Origin of the sequence: Lactococcus ileimucosae, from assembly GCF_943193185.1 — a bacterium.
Taxonomy (GTDB): Bacteria; Bacillota; Bacilli; order Lactobacillales; family Streptococcaceae; genus Lactococcus; species Lactococcus ileimucosae.
In genome coordinates, this window is sequence record NZ_CALPDE010000025.1 from 1 (window position 1) to 21,143 (window position 21,143).

Genomic DNA, 21,143 nt, shown 5'->3' on the forward strand with positions numbered 1-21,143 from the left:
TACGCATGAGAAAAGCTCCTTGTTAAAATGGACGAAATATTTTTTTATTTCTTGTCCATTTTAACAGGAGCTGTTCAATCATGCTTTTTTTCTTTTTTATGGTCGAGCAAAAGTAGAAATCATTTGCTCAGCACACTTGAGACCATCGATAGCAGCGGAAACGATACCGCCGGCAAAGCCAGCCCCTTCACCAGATGGATAAAGCCCTTCTGTTGAAAGCGACTGGAAGCTTTCTTCATCACGGTTAATGCGGACGGGTGAAGAGGAACGCGATTCTACGCCAGTCATAACAGCATCATGCATGGCAAAGCCTTCGATTTTTTTATCAAATCCAAGAAGTGCTTCTTTCATGGAAGTAGTAATGTATTCGGGGAACAGTTGGCTCAGGTCTGTTGGAGTAACTCCGAGAGCATAAGAAGGCGTAACTTGTCCTACATGGGTAGAAGCTTTGCCTTCTAGAAAGTCGCCAACCAACTGAGCAGGTGCTTGGTAGGTTTTCCCACCTAAGGCAAAGGCTTTTTCTTCAAGCTTACGTTGGAATTCTACCCCAGCTAATGGATGATCCTGTCCAAAATCTTCAGGAAAGACTTGAACCAGAAGACCGCTATTGGCGTTTTCCTCAGAACGTGCGTGCTCGCTCATCCCGTTTGTGACCAGTCGTCCCTCCTCGGATGCTGCTGGTACAACAAGGCCTCCTGGGCACATACAGAAAGTATAAACGCCGCGCCCAGAGCTTGCCTTATGTGTCAATCGATACTCGGCTGCTCCAAGCCGTGGATGTTCAGCAAATTCTTTGTATTGCGCTTTGTTAATCAAGCTTTGAGGATGTTCGATACGTACACCGACAGCAAAGGGTTTGGCTGTCATGTTAACCCCTTTGTCATAAAGTTCTGAAAAAGTATCTCGTGCACTGTGCCCAATAGCTAAAACAGCGTGATTGGAGAAGATTTTCTGCCCATTTTTTAGAACGATGCCTTGAAGTTTATTCTTTTCAATGAGGAAGGAGGCAACCTGACTGTCAAAAAGAACCTCGCCACCAAGAGCGATAATTTGTTCACGAATATTTTTCACAATGTCACGGAGTAAGTCTGTACCAACGTGGGGATGAGCTTTATAAAGGATATCCTCTGGTGCACCTGCCTTGACAAATTCTTCTAAGACCTTACGACCGCGTAGGTCCCGAACACGAGAAGTGAGTTTCCCATCAGAAAATGTCCCTGCTCCCCCTTCACCAAACTGGACGTTTGAAGCAGGGTTGAGTTTCCCCTTTTTCCAGAAGTCCTCGATAGATTTCACCCGTTCTTCAACTTTTTGCCCCCGTTCGAGAACAATCGGGCGGTAGCCCATCTGAGCTAAAAGGAGAGCAGAAAACATACCAGCTGGACCAAAGCCTATAACAAGAGGTCGATGAGCCATAGGTTCAGTCCCTGGTTGGGGATTTTTATACTTTAAATCTGGCGAGGGAGAAACATTTTTGATTTTTCTTTTGAGGATTTTTACTTCATTTTTAACTTCAACATCAACGGTGTAAATAAAGTTAATTTCTCCACGATGTCGGGCATCAATCGATTCTTTATAAATGCGATAGCTTATCAAGTCGGACTCTTGGATTTTTAATTTTTTCAAGAGGAGCTCTTTCACTTTTTCTACTGGCTCATCAATGGAAGTTTTTATTTGAGATATTCTTAGCATTTTATTCTCTTAATCTAAATACTGTGATTGGAAAAAATCCAGCTAAAAACTGGATTTTTCTTTTTATTTCATTGTTGGGAAGAGGAGGACATCGCGGATAGATGTTGTTCCAGTAAAGAGCATGACGAGACGGTCAATACCGATGCCAAGCCCCCCTGTTGGTGGCATACCGTGTTCCAAGGCTTCTACATAGTCATAGTCCACGCCAGTTGCTTCATCGTCACCAAGTTCTTTTGCTTTAGCCTGTGCTTCAAAACGTTCCAACTGATCGATAGGGTCGTTGAGCTCAGAGAAAGCATTTGCGTATTCTTTACCGTTGATGAAGAGTTCAAAACGATCTGTAAAACGAGGATCTTCTTCATTCATTTTAGCCAATGGTGAAATTTCTTTTGGATGTCCAAAAACAAATGTTGGTTGAACCAATGTATCTTCAACATATTTTTCGAAGAATTCATTAATGATGTGTCCGACACTTGTGAAATGTTTTTCAACATAGATATCATGTTCTTTAGCTAGAGCAACAGCTTCTTCAAAGGACATGTCTTTCCAGAAGTCTACCCCTGTTTGCTCTTTGATTGCATCAACCATGTGGACACGTGCAAATTTGCCTCCTACATTGATTTCTTTACCATCATACTCAATAATATCTTTACCAAGCACAGTGTGGGCAACATGCTGGAAAATACCTTCAGTCAAGTCCATAATGTCATCAAAATCAGCATAGGCCTCATAGGATTCCATCGTTGTAAACTCAGGATTGTGTGTCATATCCATTCCTTCGTTACGGAAGACACGACCGAGTTCATAAACTTTTTCCATACCACCGACGATTAAGCGTTTCAAGTGCAATTCTGTTGCAATACGGAGCGCCATATCAATGTTTAATGAGTTGTGGTGTGTATAGAATGGACGGGCAGCAGCACCGCCGGCTTCATTGTTTAAAACAGGTGTTTCAACTTCAAGGTAACCCCGTCCGTCCATATAGCGGCGGATTTCGCTGATGATTTTAGAACGCGTAACAAAACGGTTAAAGCTTTCTCTGTTTGAAATCAAGTCCAAGTAGCGTTTACGGTAACGTGTTTCCGTATCTGTAAGGCCGTGAAATTTTTCTGGCAATGGGCGAAGTGCTTTAGACAAGAAAGTCAGTTTGCTGGCTTTAATCGAAAGCTCACCCATATCTGTTTTCATGATTTGCCCTTCAACACCAAGGAAATCACCGAGGTCAGCTTGCTTGAAGATTTTATAGTTTTCTTCGCCGACCTCATCTTTACGCACGTAAATCTGGATCTGTCCTTCGCGGTCTTGGAGGTGGGCAAAACCTACTTTACCTTTACCACGCTTTGTCATCAGACGGCCAGCGATTGTTGCATGCAAGTCTTTTTCTTGTAACTCTTCTTTAGTATTTTCATCGTATTCCGCATGTAATTCTGCAGAGTTATGTGTACGAACAAATCGGTGTCCGAATGGATCAATGCCTGCCTCGCGCAATGCTTCCATTTTTTCACGCCGCACCTTCATTTGGTCATTAAGTTCTTCAATAATTTCAGCCAAAATGTTTTCTCCTATAAAAAAAGTTTATATCATTCATATTTTAGCATAATTTTACTGCTTTTGATAGCCTATAAACATGTTTTTGAAAAATGTTTTAGGCCAAAGATAGAGCCACTTTTTGCAACATAAGTTTTTCGTAAATTTGGCATGAAAGTATAAGGAGCTGTATATTTGTGAGCAAGCTGTTCTTGATATGCATTTGTTACTGAAACCAAACATAAAAATACTACTAAAATCAATAAAAAAATGCTACAATGGTTGAGTTATATTGGAGAGGCAGTATTATGCTAGGAAAGTCAAGCCTAGACTGAATTAAGCCAGATAAATCCAACTTAAAGATTTTATTTATTCTATAGGAGTTGCGTTTTGAAAAAAGTCAAAGAGCTTTTAATTGGTAAGTCTTTAAAATCTACCGTAGGTGATTCGCATTTGCTGACCAAATTACAGGCTTTGGCCATGTTATCGTCAGATGCCTTGTCATCAATCGCTTATGGACCTGAGCAAATTCTTTTAGTACTCGTAGCCGTAGGGGCAAGTGCTTCTTGGTATTCTGTACCTATTGCGTTAATTATCTTGGTTTTACTGTTTGCCTTGATTGGAAGCTATACACAGGTTATTCATGCCTATCCATCAGGTGGGGGTGCTTACTTGGTTTCAACAGAGAATCTTGGGACTATCCCAGGGTTGATTTCTGGAGGCTCATTACTGGTTGACTATATGTTAACTGTTGCTGTATCCACAGCTTCTGGTGCGGATGCAATTACCTCAGCCTTGCCAGAACTTCATCAGTATAACTTACAAATTGCAGTGGGCTTGGCCTTATTGCTTATGCTGATGAACTTGCGAGGACTTCGCGAGTCGGCAGCCTTTCTGATGATTCCTGTGTATACCTTTATCCTTGCAACTGTTGCTCTCCTAGGTGTGGGTATCTTTCGCATCTTCGCCGGAAGCTTGCCTTATCAAGCGCCTGCGCATATCGGAGCAACAGTTGGAGGTGTTTCGCTCATTCTCTTGCTTAAAGCCTTCTCCACAGGTTCTTCATCTTTGACAGGGGTAGAAGCTATTTCTAATGCTGTACCTTTCTTTAAGCAGCCGAAAGAAAAAAATGCCGCTAAAACTTTGGTGATGATGGGGATTATTTTGGCAGCTTTCTTTAGTGGTGTTATCTTCTTTGCTTATTGGCTAGGCTTGACACCACGTGCTGATGTAACCATCATTGCACAAATGGCACAAAAAATCTTTGGCGACAGTGTTTTTGGCCATGCTTTCTTCTTTATTTTCCAAATTGCAACAGCTTTAATTTTAGCAGTAGCAGCAAACACAGGTTATTCGGCTTTCCCAATGCTTGCTTTTAATATGGCTAAGAAAAAATATATGCCGCATTTGTTCACGGCGCGTGGTACGCGTTTGAGCTATTCAAATGGTATCATTAGCCTTGCCATTGGGGCAGTCATCCTCCTGTTTATCTTTGACGGGCAAACCGATAGACTGATTCCTCTTTATGCTATTGGTGTGTTCACGCCGTTTACTCTCGCGCAAGTTGGTATGGTTGTGCACTGGCGTAAGAAACTGGGAAATAAGTTCCTCTTGCACTCCATCCCAAACATCATTGGTGCATTTATATCCTTTGTTGTTGTCATGATACTGCTGATTTTCCGTGCTGGTGAAATCTGGCCTTTCTTTGTCGTTTTGCCGCTTTTAATTTTCTGCTTTATCCGTATCCATAATCATTATATGAATGTGGCGGAGCAGTTACGCTTGCGTAAAGAAACAGCCGAACATAAATTTGATGGGAATACCGTAATCGTCCTAGTTGGAAATGTGACAAATGTGGATATCGGTGCGATTAACTATGCGCGTTCTGTGGGAGATTATCTCATTGCTCTCCACGTGTCGACAAAAGAAGACACGGAAAAAGAAGCAGAAATTGAAAGAGATTTCAACGAAACATTTCCAGATATTAAGCTGACCGTCGTACATACAAGCTATCGTAGCATTATCACACCCGCTGTTCGCTTTATCAACTTGGCTGCAAAACAAGCTAAGGCACATAACTATACGACAACAGTCTTGATTCCGACATTTATTCCATCGAAACCCTGGCAAAATATTTTCCACAACCAGACAGGCTTACGCTTGCGTTATTACCTGAACTCTCACGAGGACATTATTCTTGCCAGCTACAACTACCATTTGAAAAAATAAATAATATTAAGCGTTCACTCTAGCAACTTTTGGCTAGCCGGAGCGCTTTTTTCTTTGAAGTCAAGAGAATACTTAAAAAGACAGAGCAAGAAAAGGAGACCAAGGCAGACAGACACGATGTAACCATAATCATAGAAAAGCCAGAAAAATTCAGTAAATCCCCGAAGTTGATGAGGCTGAACATGATTGTCAATAGCCATAACCAGAGGGAGGTATATAATGAAGTAACCAGCATATAAAATGAGACAAGCTAGAACTATGAAATGTGTCCCTCTTTCTTTTTTTAAAGAGAGAAAGAAAACGAGGGATAGAAGTAGAAGGAGAGCAAGACCTACAGCTATTTCTTGATGAAAGAGCAGGTAGAAGAAATTTTCATAAATACGCTCCAACCCCAAAGTTTCTGAGAACTTTACTCTGTTGAGCGCACTTGGTAAAAACATGGAAGTAAACCAAGCGAGGAACAAGAATATGAGGAGTCTGGGTTTTATTTTAATTTTATTCATGGTTTGTTCTTTCTTTTTGACTTAATAGGCACGGTTAGTTGTAGAAAAGTTCCATGTTGAATTTCCACGTCTTAATGTTGCATTATAAGTCGCTCCGACATAAGTAGAACCGGAAAGGATTTTTACATAAGAATAGTTTCGATTGACAGCCCAAGAACGATTTGAAGCAAGATTGACAGTATTTACTTGGTTCAAGAAGCCGCCAGTAGCTGCTCCTCTCGGACCAAGAGTTGCGGTGGTGACGCTAGAACGAGTGACTAAGGTTCTATTATCATAATTTGTATAACCACCTGTAACTCGTGTAAGGCGAACATTCCCCCCTGAAACTACCCAAGTTATTGTCACATGAAATCTAACAGCTGCAGTTCGATTCCACATCACTCTATTTTGACTAGCGGCAGAGACTTTTTTGCCAAAAATATTCGGTAAAGTAGAAGTAAGGGAGAAGTTATCTATTGATTGGCTTGTATCTTGTTCAGCCTGATTTAACTCTGAGGTATAAGTAGTGGTTCCTTCTGTGACATCTTCACCAGCATTAGTAATTTCAGATTCAACAACAACAGGTACAGTAAAAGTCTCTGTTTTATTTGTTTCTGCGCTTAGAGTAGCCCCTTTTTTAACTTCATATTTAACTTTATCACTTTCATTAGTGAATACTTTATCTGCATCTTTTGGAATAAAAAGATGAACATCACCATCTTTATCTAACTTTATATCTGGGGCGACAGTATTCTCTGCTTTGGTTCTCACACCATAGCCAAGCAAGGCTGAAAAGAATAAGATTATAATCATAAATTTGATGTTTTTCATTAGCAAAACCTCTTTTCTCTATTTGTTTACTGATAATATTGGCTACTTTCTATACAAGCCAATATTTAAAAGTGTAAAGTGAAACTCTATAACTCCTTTCTTGCATATTTATAACTCTTTTCATTATAAAAGCCCTAAAACCTTTAAGTCAAAATTTATGCTACACTATGTGTTTTTCTCTTAAGCCTGAAATCATAATTAAAAAATGTAGAAAGCGAGTTTTCTCTTGTATAGATTACATGGACGGCTGTTTTAAAATCAGATAATAAGTGTGCCAAATTTGGCATACAGCTTTTTGTGCGCTGCTTTTACAAATCAATTTCGATTTCTGCTATAATAGTTTTCATGTTAAATAAGAAGATTATACCTGGTTTAGGGCTCAGTTTTGTGGTTGCCTTAGTCAGTTACTTTTTAAATCTCTTTGTTTTTAAAGGACTGGGCGCAGCAACCATTGCTATTTTATTGGGAATTATTTTGGGAAATGTTTACTTCAAACAACCGGTCCTCTTTGCAGGTACGGCTTGGTCAGAAAAGAAACTTCTTGAATTTTCAGTAATGTTTTTAGGAGCGACTGTTACCTTTCAAACGATACAAAAGTTAGGCTGGAGTGGTATAAGCTTCATTCTTCTACAAATGGTGCTTACAATTGTCTTTGTCATGTTTATCGGGAAAAAACTAGGCTTTTCATCTAAAGTTAATGCACTTATGGCCTCCGGAAATGCTGTTTGTGGTTCCTCGGCCATTGCGGCGGTTGAGCCAGTCATTGGTGCAGAGGACAAGGATAAGCGTACGGCAATAACGATGGTTAACTTGATGGGAACCTTTTTAATGCTCCTTTTACCGGTCTTAGGGACTTGGTTATTGGGAGAAAATGACTTTTTACGTGGTGCTTTGATTGGTGGGACGGTTCAGTCCGTTGGTCAAGTTGTGGCTTCGGCGACCATGGTAAATTTAGGAACGACAACACTAGCAACATTATTTAAAATCATGCGTATCATCATGCTGGTCTTTGTTGTGCTCTATTTTTCCTACCAAGCGCGTCAACCAGCAGGCGGATTGAAACAGCAGGCAGAGGGGCACTTAAAGATCAAACGCCAAACTTTTCTCCCCTGGTATGTTGTGGGATTTATCCTCTTTTGCACCTTGGATACCCTTATTCAGTTTCCTAGGTTTATGACAGAAGGCGCGCGTTTTATCAGTAGCTGGTGTGAATTTATTGCACTAGCAGCAATTGGTCTGCGCCTAAATGTGGTGGAATTTATCCGAGCAGGTAGAAAGTTAGCAATTTATGGTTTAGCCGTGCTTATCTTCCAAGTAGGGGTTGCACTTATTCTGATACGTTTATTATTGGCTTAGATAAATAAATATCTAAAATGATATAATGTACTCAATGATATAGATTAGAGAGGAGAAGCTATGGATTGGCGCGAAGACAGGATTGAGTCAGCAGTGAATGGCACAAATCCGATGATTATTGCGGAACTTAAAGCAAGCTATGTTGCGATAGGGGACACACAATTTCTTGAGGGATATTGTGTACTATTGCCAAAAGAAAAATATTATTCATTGAATGATATGGAAATTGAAGAAAGAACTCAATTTTTGAAAGAGATGAGCATTGTGGGAGATGCGATAATCAATGTCTGCTCGCCCCTGCGTATCAACTATGATATTCTTGGAAATACGGATGCCTATTTGCATGCACATGTGTTTCCAAGATATGCGAGTGAATCGGAGGAGCGAAGAAAAATGCCAGTATGGCTTTATGATAAATCGCATTGGACGGACGACCGCTACCAATACACAGATAAAAAACATAAGCTTCTTCGTCAGAGATTGATTGCTGAGATTGAAAGACTTACAAATATGGTGAAATAGCTTGCCAAAGTGTCACAACGTAATTAGAGGATTATTCAACTTCTGACGATTATTTGGACAGAAGCAAGTAGGAGATTAAACAATGACTATCGCATATGATGAAATTATGGTTCGCTATGGCGAACTCTCAACAAAAGGAAAAAACCGTGGTTTCTTCATCAATCGCTTGGCTAACAATATAAAAGAAGTCCTTGCAGATTTGACAGATTTGAAGATTACTGCACAGCGTGATCGTGCGCATATTGAACTGAACGGTACAGACTATGAAGAAGTTTCAAGACGTTTGACGAAGGTCTTTGGGATTCAAAACTTTTCTGCTTCTATTAAGGTTGAAAAGTCGGTTGAGGGGCTAAAGGCAGCTGTGGTTGCTTTGATGAAAGAAATTTACCATGAAGGAATGACCTTCAAAATTGCTACGCGGCGCTCTGACCACAGCTTTGAACAAGACTCAACGGAGTTAAACATGACTCTAGGTGATGCTGTATTTGATAATTTTGAGTATGCAAGGGTTCAGATGAAAAAGCCAGATATTACACTCCGTGTTGAAATTCGACTCGAAGGTGCCTACCTGAGTTTTGAAACAGTTAAAGGTGCTGGTGGTATGCCGGTTGGAACTGCTGGCCGTGGTCACTTGATGCTCTCAGGTGGAATCGATTCACCAGTGGCAGGTTACTTGGCGCTTAAACGCGGTGTGGAGATAGAGGCCGTTCACTTTGCCTCTCCCCCTTATACCAGTCCTGGCGCTTTGAAAAAGGCTAAAGACTTAACAGCAAAGTTGACAGTGTTTGGTGGGACGATTACCTTTATAGAAGTACCCTTTACGGAGATTCAAGAAGAAATAAAAGCCAAGGTACCACAAGCATATTTGATGACGTTAACACGCCGTTTTATGATGCGTGTGGTTGATCGTATCCGTGAAGAACGGGGAGGAAAAATAATCATTAACGGAGAAAGTTTGGGGCAGGTTGCTTCGCAAACTCTTGGTTCGATGTCTGTGATTAATGAAGTCACAAGTACACCTGTGATTCGTCCGGTTGTCACAATGGATAAGATTGAAATTATTGACATTGCCGAAAAAATCGATACGTTCAACCTGTCGATTTTGCCCTTTGAAGATTGCTGTACCGTCTTTGCACCACCATCACCTAAAACAAATCCGAAGCTGGATAATGTTCTAGCCTATGAAAAACGTTTGGATGTTGAAGGCATGGTTGATCGTGCAGTTAAAGGAATCATGGTGAGTAAAATAACAGGAGAAAACTGGGATAAAGAAGAAGCAGATGAGTTTTACGACCTGCTTTGATTTTTGAAAGTGACTGTATCATTGATGAAGTTTTTAGCCTTTCCATAGAGGAAGAGAAAGGAAACAAATGAAAAACAGAACAAAAGTGCTTCTGACCATTGGTCTGTTTACACTGATGTCTACCTTAGATGGCTCAATTGTAAATATTGCACTGCCGACAATGGCACGTGAGCTGAATGTATCGACAACTCAGATTACTTGGGTAGTTACGATTTACTTAATCGTTATTAGTGCAGTTATTCTTATTTTTGGGCGACTGGCTGATTTGATTGGAAAGACAACAGTTACGAGATGGGGCTGGACGATTTTTATTGTTGGTTCACTGCTTGCAGGCCTAAATCTTGGCTTGGGGCTTCCTTTCTTACTTTTTGCACGTGTGGTTCAGGCTATTGGCGCATCGATGTTTATGGCTACAAGTTTTGGCATTGTGGCTCAAGTTTTCCCCGTTGAGCGGCGAGCACGTGCCCTGTCAATCACTTCTATGTTTGTCTCTGTTGGCTCTATAGCAGGGCCAGCACTTGGTGGTTTGATTTTACAAGTTGCTTCTTGGAATTACATTTTTTGGATCAATGTACCGATAGGGATAGTGGCATGGATTTTTGGGAGTCGTGCCTTGCCAGAGGATGAGGAACAAGGTTCTGTAAGTGAAGTGGACGTGTCAGGTGGTCTACAGATGACTGCGGTCATTGTCCTCTTGTTTATGGCCTTAAACTTTGGACAAGCCCTAGGCTGGGCTGATCCTCTTATATTGTTGAGTGTGGCGCTTGGAATCATTTTCTTTATCAGTTTTGTTTTTAGTGAACGACGGAAAGAAAAACCTTTACTTGATTTAGATATTTTTAAGAACAGGCTTTTTTCCTTGAGCCTTGTCATGTCACTGTTAAATTTTACTGTAGCCATGTTTGCAAGTATTCTCCTTCCCTTTTACTTGCAGGATTATCGGGACTATTCCCCTGGGACAGCAGGGTTTATCATGATGGCCTACCCTGTGGCAATGTTGCTAGTAAGTCCTATTGCTGGCGCACTTGCAGATAAAATCGATAAGGAAGTGATTACTTTTGTAGGAATTTCGGGTGTTGTACTTTCACAAATTGGTTATCTCCTCATCCGTGTAGATTCGCCGCAATGGTGGGTCATTGTAGTGCTTCTACTTCAAGGCGCCTCAATGGGAGCCTTCCAAAGTCCCAATAACGCCTTGATTATGGAAACAGTGGAACGGAAATATTTAGGAATTGCTGGCTCTGTGAACTCTTTAATCCGGAATATGGCTTTTGTCTTAGGAACATCTATAGCAACCATAATCTTATTTCTGTCCATGTCGAGCCAACTCGGTTATAGGGTAAGGACGTATTTGCCAGATTATCCAGAACCTTTTTTACACGGCATGCAGATGGCCTTCCTCTTTTCATTAATTTTGACAAGTATTTCTTGGGTTTTAGCAGGAGTGCGCCTGTTGGGACGAAAAAAATAAAACAGCCAAGCAACAAAATTTTGCTTAGCTGTTTTTTTATTCATGGACAGAGAGCGTGTTATTCGCCTTCTTCTGAATTTTTTTACGTCTTTTTTCAATAAAATCATAGAGCAAAGTATGGTGATTACTCGCGAGAGAATAGTCTTCTAAAGTATTGACATTCTGGCGTAAGACTTTTGCCTCACCAATAGTGAGTTCGCCACGCGATTCATACTCAAAAATGGCCTTGCGTTCTAAATAGTAAGCACGCATCATTTCTTTAAGATTATTGGGTTGAGCACGGTGAAGAATCCCTGTGATATAGCCGCCACGTGAGACAAATTCTGCAGAACGTAGGCGTTCTGCTTGAAGATAGTGAATCAGACGCTCATCATAAACAGATTCTAAGTTATCCAGTGCTTGCAAAACCAACTTCGTGTTAGAAAAGTAAAGCGCGGTAATCTCCTGATGCGTGATTGCATTATCTGGCCGTGTTTTTCGGAAACTGAAGTCCAGATGAATGATTCTTGAGAAGAGGAAATGAAGGACACGTATCGAAATAGCGGAAGCATATTGTAAACTTGAAACCAAATTATGGGCAACAGATTGTTCCATGGAGTGGAGATAACGTTGATAAGTCCGATAAGTATACATGGAAATTTCATTTTGTCTCAAAGCATTCTCTAACCCTTCGGCTTCAAGACGAACAATAAGGAGTTGCAATTCGTTAAAATCAACAGATGTATTTGAACTCTCCTGCTCAATGATGAGTTTTTGGATGCGGTCCTGATAGCTATCGATGGCGATATTATAGCCCAGCCGTGCCTTTTCTTTGTGAACCTGTTTCAGGTCATTTTCGAGCTCTCGAACAACATCTGCTAGGATTGAAATCTTAACCATGTTATCCACTTTGACGACTTTCTTGGCTGCAATTAAGGGGAGGACAAAGAGCCCGGTTAAGAAACTGAGCGCTGTGACAGCAGCACAGAGGAAGATGATTAAGCTGTGAGGGACATCAACTGTGCGTGGCAGCAGGAGTACAGTCGCAATACTTACGGTACCTTTTGAGCCTGAAAAAGTCAGCAGCAGTATATCGTTCCAGTAGGCTGAAAAATCTTGATTACGGTGGAGAGAGACATAGCGATAGTAGATAGCCAGTAGAGAAAAGCGGAGGATAAAGAGACCTATTGTTAAAAAAAGAACCATTAACAAGAGAGAAGAAGTAGAGTAGAGAGGATCTGCAATAAGTGGAAAAACCAACTGATGCAGCTCTATACCAAGGAAAAGAAAGACTGTTGAATTCAACACAAAAGTCAGCAAATCCCAGATTGTATTTTTTACTTTTGTTACCTGAGCATCGAAAAGTGTCGTCCGTTTTAGACCATTGGCCTGCATGACACCGGCCACAACTACAGCGATAATTCCTGAAACTTCAAGCAAGTCAGCAATTAAAAACGCGGATAAAGGGAGCATAAGTTCTAAGATAAGGTAACCTGTGACATCTCGCGCATCTACGTCTTCAAGGATTCGTAAAATGAAAGATTTTATCCAAACAAGAAGGAAACCAACAACAGCTCCACCAATAGCAGAGACAACCAAGTCAGTAGAAGCATGGGCAAGAGAAAATTCTCCAGTTGTCAGAGCGAGTACAGCAATTTGAAAAGAAATGATACCCGAAGCATCATTCAACAGTCCCTCTCCTGTAAGGATGCTCATTACACGTTTTGGAAAGTTGAAACGTTCAGATAAGGCGGCAACTGCAATGGCATCCGTCGGTGCCAAGGAAGCCCCTAAAGCAAAACAAGCAGCCAAGGGGACTGAAAAATAAAAGAAGTGTGTCAAGTAACCCAAACCGATTGTTGTAATAAAAACTAAGGGAAAAATAAGTATGAGTATCGTTCGCGTATGCTTAAAGATATGCTTGATATCTGCTTCCTCACTTTCACGAAAAAGCAGAGGCGCGATGATAAAGCCTAAGAAAAACACTGGGTCAACCTGCAAAAGTTTTGAAGCACCCAAAAAGCCCAAACACAGCCCAATCACGACTTGAATCAGTGGAAGAGCCAGTTTTGGGAAAACTTTGTTGATGATATTTGAAACAACTAGAGCAAGAAGAAAAACGATGACATAAAAAATAGTATGGAGCACAGATTTTCCTTTCTTTTGTCTATTTTAGAGAAAAAACCACACAAAAAGTACAGTTTATAAGATTATAAGCTGAATAAGGTTACTTTATTTTTTTTAAAAGATCTTTTTTTTGATTGATTTTCTGATCGATCTTGTCGCAACTCTTTTTACTTAAAATGGCACGACAGCGTTTCAATTCAAGTTCTGTCAACTGGCGTTTCAGCTTTTCTTTTTTTACAAAGTCAGATTCGCCGCTGTCAATATATTCCAGCTTCTGTTTTAGTAGAGATTGCTTGTGCTTGAGCGCTTCAATTTGATGCTTAAGTTTTGAAATTTGTTCATAGCTGGCTGCTTGCTGGTGCAAATCATCAAGTTTATTAGACAGCAAAAGCTTTTTTTCTTCAAGAAGATGAAGTGCTTCAAGAACCTTATTTCTTTTTTCTTCCTGTGAAACAGGCGTGAAAACCTCGCCTTTGTCAGAAACAGTTGTTCTTTCTGTATCGCTTTGTTTTTCTAAATATTGTTGACGCAAGTCTTTCAGCATCTGTTCAAAATCTTTATCAGACATAATTTTATCCTTATAATCTTGTTCTTAGAGCTATTATACCATGATTGCAGCGAAAAAATAAAATAGTCTTTCTTATTTATAGAAAAAACAGTAGAATGAGCGTTCTACTGTCCTTTAATTTCCATACAAATCAATAAGTTAAGATAAAGTTTTTCTTTTTACCACGACGGATAACTGTTAATTGGTTATCAATCTTATCAGCGGCTGAAAGCATGTAGTCTAAATCTTGAATACGTTCACCATTGATGTAAATCGCACCATTTGTCACATCTTCACGCGCTTGACGCTTAGAGCTTTCAATTCCTGCAGAAATCAAAAGTTCAACGATATTAAGATTATCGTCAGATTTTACTTGGTATGTTGGAACATCCTTTAAACCAGAAAGGATGGATTTGGCATCTAGCGCTTTCAAATCACCACCACCAAATAATGTGTCAGTGATTTTCACAGCCTGCTCGTAGGCAGCTTGTCCATGAACAAGTGTCACGACTTCACGGGCTAAAACTTTTTGAGCCAGACGTTCATGACGTGCTTCCTCAAACTTAGCAGCAATATCAGCGATTTCTTCAAGGGATAAAAAGGTAAATATTTTCAGCATTTTGACAGCATCATCATCATTGACGTTAAGCCAAAATTGGTACATTTCAAAAGGAGAGGTTTTGTCTGCATCCAACCAAATAGCGTTACCTTCAGATTTGCCAAATTTTTTCCCTGTTGAGTCTGTAATCAGTGGAATAGTAATAACGTGACCTGTTTTCCCAGCTTTGCGGCGAAGGAGTTCTGTTCCAGCAGTCATATTTCCCCATTGGTCAGAACCACCAAGTTGCAAGGTAATACCGTGACGCTGGTTGAGCTCATAGAAATCATAGCCTTGCATAATTTGATAAGCAAACTCAGTATAAGAAATGCCTGTCTCAATACGACTCTTGACAGAGTCTTTGCTCATCATGTAGTTGATCGTGTAGTATTTACCAACATCACGAAGAAAATCAATGAAGGTCAAATCTTTAAACCAGTTATAATTGTTTTCCATTTGGGCCTTGTTCTCGCCATTTTCAAAATCAAGAAAGCGTTCCAGCTGAGCTCGGATTTTATTCGCCCATTCGACAACTGTTTCTTTTGTCTGTAAACCACGTTCAGCGTCTTTGAAAGACGGATCACCGACTAAACCAGTGGCGCCTCCCACCAAAGGAAACGGCTTATGCCCAGCCATTTGCAGACGCTTCATCGTCAAGATAAGCACTAAGTTCCCGAGATGTAAACTGTCAGCAGTAGGATCGTAACCAACATAATAACTGACCATGCCCTCAGTCAAAGCTTCGCGAAGAGCTTCTTCATCAGTGGTTTGGAAAATCAGACCACGTTCTTTTAGTTCGTCAAAAATATTCATGTTACCTCCTAAATTAGTTAATACTGACAGTTTCGTTATAGTTTCTCTCAGTAATTAGATTAATGTTCTCATTATACCAAAAAAATGCAAAAATAGGCACGAAAAAAGAAAGGAAGTTTGGTATAATATGTAGTATGAAAAAAGATCAAGAGCAATCCAAAGAGCGTACACGTGCACGTTTGCAGGCCAAATTGGAAGCAAAGCGAGCAAAAGAGGCGCAAGCGGACCACAAGAGTGCGCTTAAAAAGTCTCATAAAACTAAAAAAGATAAGGTCAATAATGCAGACGAAGAAAATAGAACAATCTGGCAAACTGCTTTTTCGGTGGGACGTGGTGTGGTTGCTGTTTTGGGTGTTCTTCTTCTTTTAACGGGCGTATTTGGCGTAGCTGCAGGAGCAGGTTATTTTGCACGATTAGTTGAAAATACGGATGTTCCAGAAAAAGACGAACTTCTTGAACAAATTAGAAACATTCATGGCGTGTCTGTAATGAAATACAGCAATGGCACAAATATTTCAGACATTTCTAGTGATTTAGTGAGGATAAATGTATCCAGTGACCAAATCTCGCAAAATGTAAAGGATGCCTTGATTGCTACAGAGGATGAGACTTTTAAAACCAATAATGGTGTTGTCCCTAAAGCTGTGGTCCGTGGAATATTGGGGGCATTAGGTGGGGGAACAAGTTCTGGCGGTTCTACTATTACCCAGCAGTTGGTTAAGCAGCAGTCTCTTGGAGATAGTGTTACTTTCCAGCGTAAAGCCAGTGAGATTGTATATGCCTTACAGCTTAATCAATATTTGAGTAAGGATGAAATTTTAACAGATTATCTTAATGTTTCACCTTTTGGACGAAATAATCAAGGGAAAAATATTGCTGGAGTACAAGCAGCAGCGCAAGGGATTTTTGGCAAATCAGCTAAGGATTTAACCGTGCCAGAAGCAGCTTTTATTGCAGGTCTGCCTCAGAGCCCTATCGTGTATTCGCCCTATAATGCAGATGGCTCGCTTAAGTCAGACGAATTACTTTCTTATGGCTTGGCACGTCAACAAAATGTCCTTTTCAATATGTATCGTGCAGGTTATCTGAACAAGGACGACTATGAAAAATACCGTGCAGTTGATATATCTAAAGAGTTTTTGCCTTCAAAACCACAAGACTCTGTGGCACACGGCTACCTCTACAATGTAGTTTATAATGAAGCTTTGAAACATGTATATGACTATCTTATCAAGAAGGATGAAGTTTCTGCTACTGAGCAGGGCAATGACAGCACGAAACAAAAATATCGTGAAATGGCAGCACAAGCCTTACAAACAGGTGGTTACACGATTACAACAACAATTAATCAAGCCGTCTATGAAGCCATGCAAAATGCAGTTGCTCAATACGGTGGAATTTTACAAGATGGTACAGGTGAAGTTCAGCCGGGTAATGTTTTAATGGACAATAAGACAGGGGCAGTACTTGGTTTCATTGGCGGTTTGGACTATGCAACGAATCAAAACAATCATGCTTTTGATACAACACGTAGTCCGGGTTCTTCTATTAAGCCTATTCTGGCTTACGCACCGGCTATTGACTTAGGCTTGCTTGGTTCAGCAAGCATGCTCAGTAACTATCCTGCAAACTTTTCTGATGGAACACCTATCTTACACGTTGGTGAAACAGGAACAGGTATGGTCAGCTTAAACGAGGCACTAGGTGTTTCTTGGAATATCCCTGCGCATTGGACATATCAAGCAATTCTGAACTCAGGCAATAGTGTTGAGCCGTATATGAGTAAAATGGGCTATTCGGTTCCTAATTACAATATAGAGTCTCTTCCTCTTGGAGGAGGGATTGAACCCACTGTGGTGCAGCATACCAACGGCTATCAAACTCTGGCTAATGGAGGGGTTTATGAGCCTTACTTCGTTGTACAAAGCATCAAGGATGATTCAGGAAAAGACATTTACGAGCACGAGAGTAAAGCGACAAGGGTTTATTCACAGGCAACCTCTACAATTACTACAAACCTACTGCGCAATGTTTTGACTTATGAGCCAAGTCGACGTACAACTAACTTTTTACAAGACTTGCAAGCCATTAATCCATCACTTGCAAACAGTGTAGATTGGGCTGGTAAGACGGGAACTTCTAACGACTATGTGGATAGCTGGCTCATGCTTTCTACACCGACAGTTTCTCTTGGAGGTTGGATTGGTCATGATGACAATACTTCTATGGCGAGCAAGACAGCAGCTGTAAATAATGGAACATATATGGCCAACTTAGTAAATGCCATTGCAGCAGCTGCCCCGGATATCTTTGGGCCGGGAGAAAAATTCCCAGACCCAAGTAAGGATCCAGATGTGATTAAGAGTACAGTCCTCAAATCTACGGGACAAAAACCAGGCACGGTGACTGGAGGAAAGCTTAAGAACGTCAAGGTTTCAGGTCCAACAACCACGAGCTATTGGGCGAAAAATGGTGCACCTGTGACACAGTTTAAGTTTGGTATCGGTGGTACAGAGGCAAATTATAATGATGCTTGGAATAAGATTTTGGGGAGCAGTAAATAAAAAAGCTTTGATGACTTCTGATTTTAAGAAAGCGATTCACTGTAGAAAAAAATTGGTTTTCATGTGCTATAATAAGCACATGAAGAAAGTTCTCTATAAAAATCATTTTCAGACTCCCATAGGGGAAATGCTGAGTATAAGTGATCATGAAAGCCTCTATCTTCTTGAATTTGTCGAGCGGAAGAACTTGAAAAAGAAAATGGACAATCTAGGAGCAGACCTGAAAGAACAGCCGACCTTTGTTTCACGCCTTGTTGAAGAAGAAGTGCAGGAGTATTTTTTAGGAAAGCGGAGAGAATTTGACTTGCCCTTGGTTTTTCAAGGTACAGTATTTCAGAAAAAGATTTGGCTTGAACTTGAACAGATTCCATTTGGACAGACGAAAACCTATAAGGAAATTGCCCAAAAAATAGACAATCCTAATGCAAGCATTGCAGTTGGAGCAGCAAATGCTTCCAATCATTTTGCTATTGTGATACCGTGCCATCGACTAAAAAGCAGTTCGGGGCAGCTGTCGGGTTATGCAGCGGGAATATGGAGAAAACAATGGCTTTTGCATTTCGAGGAGGAGGTTGCATGTGGCGAATGAAGAAATTAAACTTTCGGTAAAACGTAATCAGAGGGGACAAATTATCCAAGTTTTTTTTGACAATCAACATGAAGAAGTGACCTATGAGGAACTTACTAATAGTCAAAACTTTGAATTAAGTGGAGGGACTGCTTTTCAGCAAGCTGTTTGGTTAGAACTACAAAAAATTCCGGTAGGAACCACGATTAGTTATCAGGAAATGGCAGCTCGTGTAGGTAGTCCTCAAGCTCAGCAAGCTGTAGGCCAAGCTTTGGCACGAAATCCCCTACCTGTAATTTTACCCTGCCACAGAGTTACTCGTAAAGATGGCAGCTTGGGTGGTTTTATGGGACAGGAGGAGGCTGTACACATAAAACAGAAAATTCTAGAGTATGAAAAAAAGTTAAACATGAAATAAAAAAGAGACTGAGATAAAAGTCGGAATGTGACTGATTTCAAGCCAAATCGTATAAGTAAAATCGCTCAACCACGGCATTCTTCTTTGCCGAATTTGAGCGATTTTTTATTGTTTTAGTCTCTTGTCCCCGCCTCTTTTTTGTATCAAGTACAGGTATGATTTTTTGCTACCACATCACATACTGGACGAAGGAAAAATTATATAGTGTTTTTCAACTTGCTTGAAGAACACGTTTTTTATAGTAAAGATAAGTAGGATAAGTAAAGCAGATAATGGAAACGCCCCAAAGCAATCCTCCTAAGGTATCAGAGGGATAATGCACCCAAAGCAGCACACGAGAAAACATTGTTAAAAAGATTAGGAATAAAGTCACGAGACCAGCTAAATACTTGCTCCATATAGAAGTAAGATATTGTAAGAGGATGAAAAAGAGACAACCAAACAGGACGACTGCAAAAGTCGTATGCCCACTCGCAAAACTTTTCCCGGTTTGATCGAAAAAGGCAGGAAAACGGTGCAGTTCTGGACGCTCACGACCAATGATGAGCTTGATGAGTGCATTGCCTCCTACAGCTATCCCTGAAACAAGGGCCAGCCAAATCGCTGACACTTTATCTTTGATAAAAAGAGCCCCAATAATGATTAATGCAACTACAGCTCCTAGAGCATCTCCTAGAAGGACTGCAACAATAGATGAAACTTGTATGAGAAAAGTGTTGTCCTGTAGATGCCATGCAGCAGCCTGCAGGTAGGGATCGATATATGGCATTGGAGAGTGAGTATAATGGAGCTTCACAATAATGGTGAGTATTATAAATAAAGCCAGTGCTACAGCACCTAAGCTATAGTAGATTTTTTTATTCATAGTTTCCTTAATTTTTTACTTTTTATCTAACACAGTGTTGAATGCTAAGAGGATTAGCTAGTTACCGCTAAAAAGAGGCGGCTGCCTCTTTGTAAACTAATAGTTTTTAATCTTTGAAATCTTTTCTTTATCAAGTGATGTCACAATGGCACGAATAAAGTTCTGAGCTTCTATGAAGTCATCAATGTTGAAGATACTTTGATGACTGTGGATGTAACGTGCACATACGCCGATTGTTGTTGAAGGTATGCCTTCATTTTGCAAGTGGGCTGCACCAGCGTCGGTGCCGCCTTTGGAGATGTAGGCTTGTGTCTTAATGCCGTTGACTTCTGCTGTATTGAGCAAGAAATCTTTCATACCATGAAGCATGATGTGTCCTGGGTCATAGTAACGGAGCAGTGAGCCTGCACCTAGACGACCGTTGTCATTAGCAAATGTATCTGTTGCAGGTGAACAGTCCACAGCAAAGAAAAGTTCAGGTCTGAATTTTCGTGTTGAAACATGAGCGCCGCGCAGACCAACTTCCTCTTGGACATTTGCGCCAATAATTAATGTAACAGGCAATTCCTTATCTTTAAGGTAGTCCAAAAGTTCTAGAACCATAAGACAACCATAACGGTTATCCCAAGCTTTGCCGATAACATTTTTGCCATTGGCAGTTAAGATAGTTTCAGCTTCTGGGACGATAACATCCCCTTGACGTATCCCAAATTCTAAAACTTCCTCTCTGTTCATGAAACCACCATCAAAGATAATGTCTTCAACTTGTGGCAAGGTGGGTGCTCCGGAAGCACCGCGTAAAAGATGTGGGGGCAAACCACCAGTAACGACAGGGATCTTTTTGCCATCACGTGTAAACAGAGTGAAACGTTGGGCACTGATAACTAAGGGGTTCCATCCACCAAGAGAGACTGCGCGAAAAGTTCCGTCAGATTTGATGGAGGAAACCATGAAACCAACTTCATCCATATGCGCAGCAATCATCACGCGTGGAGCATTTTTTATTTGACTTTCTTTTGTGACAAAGAGGCCTCCAAGACCATCGGTTTCAGGGCTATATCCTAGCTCAACCATGCGTGTGCGCATATAATCACGCATTGGGGCTTCATAGCCGCTGGTCGCTTGGATTTCAGTTATTTCTTTAATCTTGCTAAATAAAGTCATGTGAGGCTCCTTTGGTTTTTTATACTTCCTTATTGTAGCATTTAAAGCTGACATATGACAACATATTGTTAGGAGGACTGTAACTGA

16 protein-coding genes are annotated in these 21,143 nt (G+C 40.6%); 8 read left to right on the top strand and 8 right to left on the bottom strand.

Translation table 11 applies throughout. The features are described from left to right. Positions 1-96 precede the first annotated feature (96 nt). Together NFR51_RS09390 and lysS are read right to left on the bottom strand one after the other, a co-directional pair. Positions 97-1,692, bottom strand: a complete 1,596-nt coding sequence (locus NFR51_RS09390; protein ID WP_251713417.1) for an NAD(P)/FAD-dependent oxidoreductase — start codon at positions 1,690-1,692, stop codon at positions 97-99. 63 nt (positions 1,693-1,755) lie between these two features. Beyond that, positions 1,756-3,246 (bottom strand): lysine--tRNA ligase, encoded by a 1,491-nt coding sequence (gene lysS, locus NFR51_RS09395; protein WP_251713439.1) that lies wholly within the window; start codon positions 3,244-3,246, stop codon positions 1,756-1,758. Positions 3,247-3,609: 363 nt separating this feature from the next. Here lysS and kimA point away from each other — a divergent pair, with 363 nt between their 5' ends. Beyond that, entirely contained in the window at positions 3,610-5,448 is a 1,839-nt protein-coding gene (gene kimA / locus NFR51_RS09400; RefSeq protein ID WP_251713418.1) for a potassium transporter KimA, read from the top strand. Between the two features lie 524 nt (positions 5,449-5,972). Here the strand turns inward: kimA and NFR51_RS09405 are convergent. Beyond that, a complete protein-coding gene (locus NFR51_RS09405; protein WP_251713419.1) occupies positions 5,973-6,743 on the bottom strand; it encodes a hypothetical protein in 771 nt (256 codons plus the stop codon). Between the two features lie 363 nt (positions 6,744-7,106). Between NFR51_RS09405 and NFR51_RS09410 the strand changes: the two genes are divergently transcribed. From NFR51_RS09410 to NFR51_RS09425, 4 genes are all read left to right on the top strand, one after another. Continuing rightward, positions 7,107-8,117 carry a YeiH family protein gene (locus NFR51_RS09410; protein ID WP_251713420.1) on the top strand — a complete coding sequence of 337 codons (1,011 nt, stop codon included), beginning with the start codon at positions 7,107-7,109 and terminating at the stop codon, positions 8,115-8,117. Positions 8,118-8,177: 60 nt separating this feature from the next. Next, on the top strand, positions 8,178-8,639 hold the full coding sequence (locus NFR51_RS09415) for an HIT family protein (protein WP_251713421.1): 462 nt from the start codon (positions 8,178-8,180) through the stop codon (positions 8,637-8,639). Between the two features lie 82 nt (positions 8,640-8,721). Next, positions 8,722-9,942 carry a tRNA uracil 4-sulfurtransferase ThiI gene (gene thiI, locus NFR51_RS09420; protein WP_251713422.1) on the top strand — a complete coding sequence of 407 codons (1,221 nt, stop codon included), beginning with the start codon at positions 8,722-8,724 and terminating at the stop codon, positions 9,940-9,942. 67 nt (positions 9,943-10,009) lie between these two features. After that, positions 10,010-11,413, top strand: coding sequence for an MFS transporter (locus tag NFR51_RS09425; protein ID WP_251713423.1), 1,404 nt, complete (start codon positions 10,010-10,012; stop codon positions 11,411-11,413). Positions 11,414-11,449: 36 nt separating this feature from the next. Here NFR51_RS09425 and NFR51_RS09430 read toward each other — a convergent pair whose 3' ends face one another. From NFR51_RS09430 to tyrS, 3 genes are all read right to left on the bottom strand, one after another. Next, positions 11,450-13,540, bottom strand: a complete 2,091-nt coding sequence (locus NFR51_RS09430; protein ID WP_251713424.1) for a cation:proton antiporter — start codon at positions 13,538-13,540, stop codon at positions 11,450-11,452. 79 nt (positions 13,541-13,619) lie between these two features. Then, positions 13,620-14,087 carry a hypothetical protein gene (locus tag NFR51_RS09435; protein ID WP_251713425.1) on the bottom strand — a complete coding sequence of 156 codons (468 nt, stop codon included), beginning with the start codon at positions 14,085-14,087 and terminating at the stop codon, positions 13,620-13,622. 130 nt (positions 14,088-14,217) lie between these two features. Next, positions 14,218-15,477, bottom strand: coding sequence for a tyrosine--tRNA ligase (gene tyrS / locus NFR51_RS09440; protein ID WP_251713426.1), 1,260 nt, complete (start codon positions 15,475-15,477; stop codon positions 14,218-14,220). 134 nt (positions 15,478-15,611) lie between these two features. Between tyrS and NFR51_RS09445 the strand changes: the two genes are divergently transcribed. The 3 genes from NFR51_RS09445 (at position 15,612) to NFR51_RS09455 (ending at position 19,027) form a co-directional block, all read left to right on the top strand. Next, on the top strand, positions 15,612-18,041 hold the full coding sequence (locus tag NFR51_RS09445) for a transglycosylase domain-containing protein (protein WP_251713427.1): 2,430 nt from the start codon (positions 15,612-15,614) through the stop codon (positions 18,039-18,041). Positions 18,042-18,120: 79 nt separating this feature from the next. Then, the gene (locus NFR51_RS09450) at positions 18,121-18,630 is read left to right on the top strand and encodes a methylated-DNA--[protein]-cysteine S-methyltransferase (protein WP_251713428.1); all 510 of its coding nucleotides are present in this window, start codon (positions 18,121-18,123) and stop codon (positions 18,628-18,630) included. Then, on the top strand, positions 18,620-19,027 hold the full coding sequence (locus NFR51_RS09455; protein WP_251713429.1) for a methylated-DNA--[protein]-cysteine S-methyltransferase: 408 nt from the start codon (positions 18,620-18,622) through the stop codon (positions 19,025-19,027). Before NFR51_RS09450 ends, NFR51_RS09455 begins: the two co-directional genes overlap by 11 nt. 211 nt (positions 19,028-19,238) lie before the next feature. Here NFR51_RS09455 and NFR51_RS09460 read toward each other — a convergent pair whose 3' ends face one another. Then, complete coding sequence (locus NFR51_RS09460; RefSeq protein ID WP_251713430.1) at positions 19,239-19,892, bottom strand: phosphatase PAP2 family protein; 654 nt, start codon at positions 19,890-19,892, stop codon at positions 19,239-19,241. A gap of 96 nt (positions 19,893-19,988) precedes the next feature. Then, positions 19,989-21,056, bottom strand: coding sequence for a glutamyl aminopeptidase (gene pepA, locus NFR51_RS09465; RefSeq protein WP_251713431.1), 1,068 nt, complete (start codon positions 21,054-21,056; stop codon positions 19,989-19,991). Positions 21,057-21,143 lie beyond the last annotated feature (87 nt).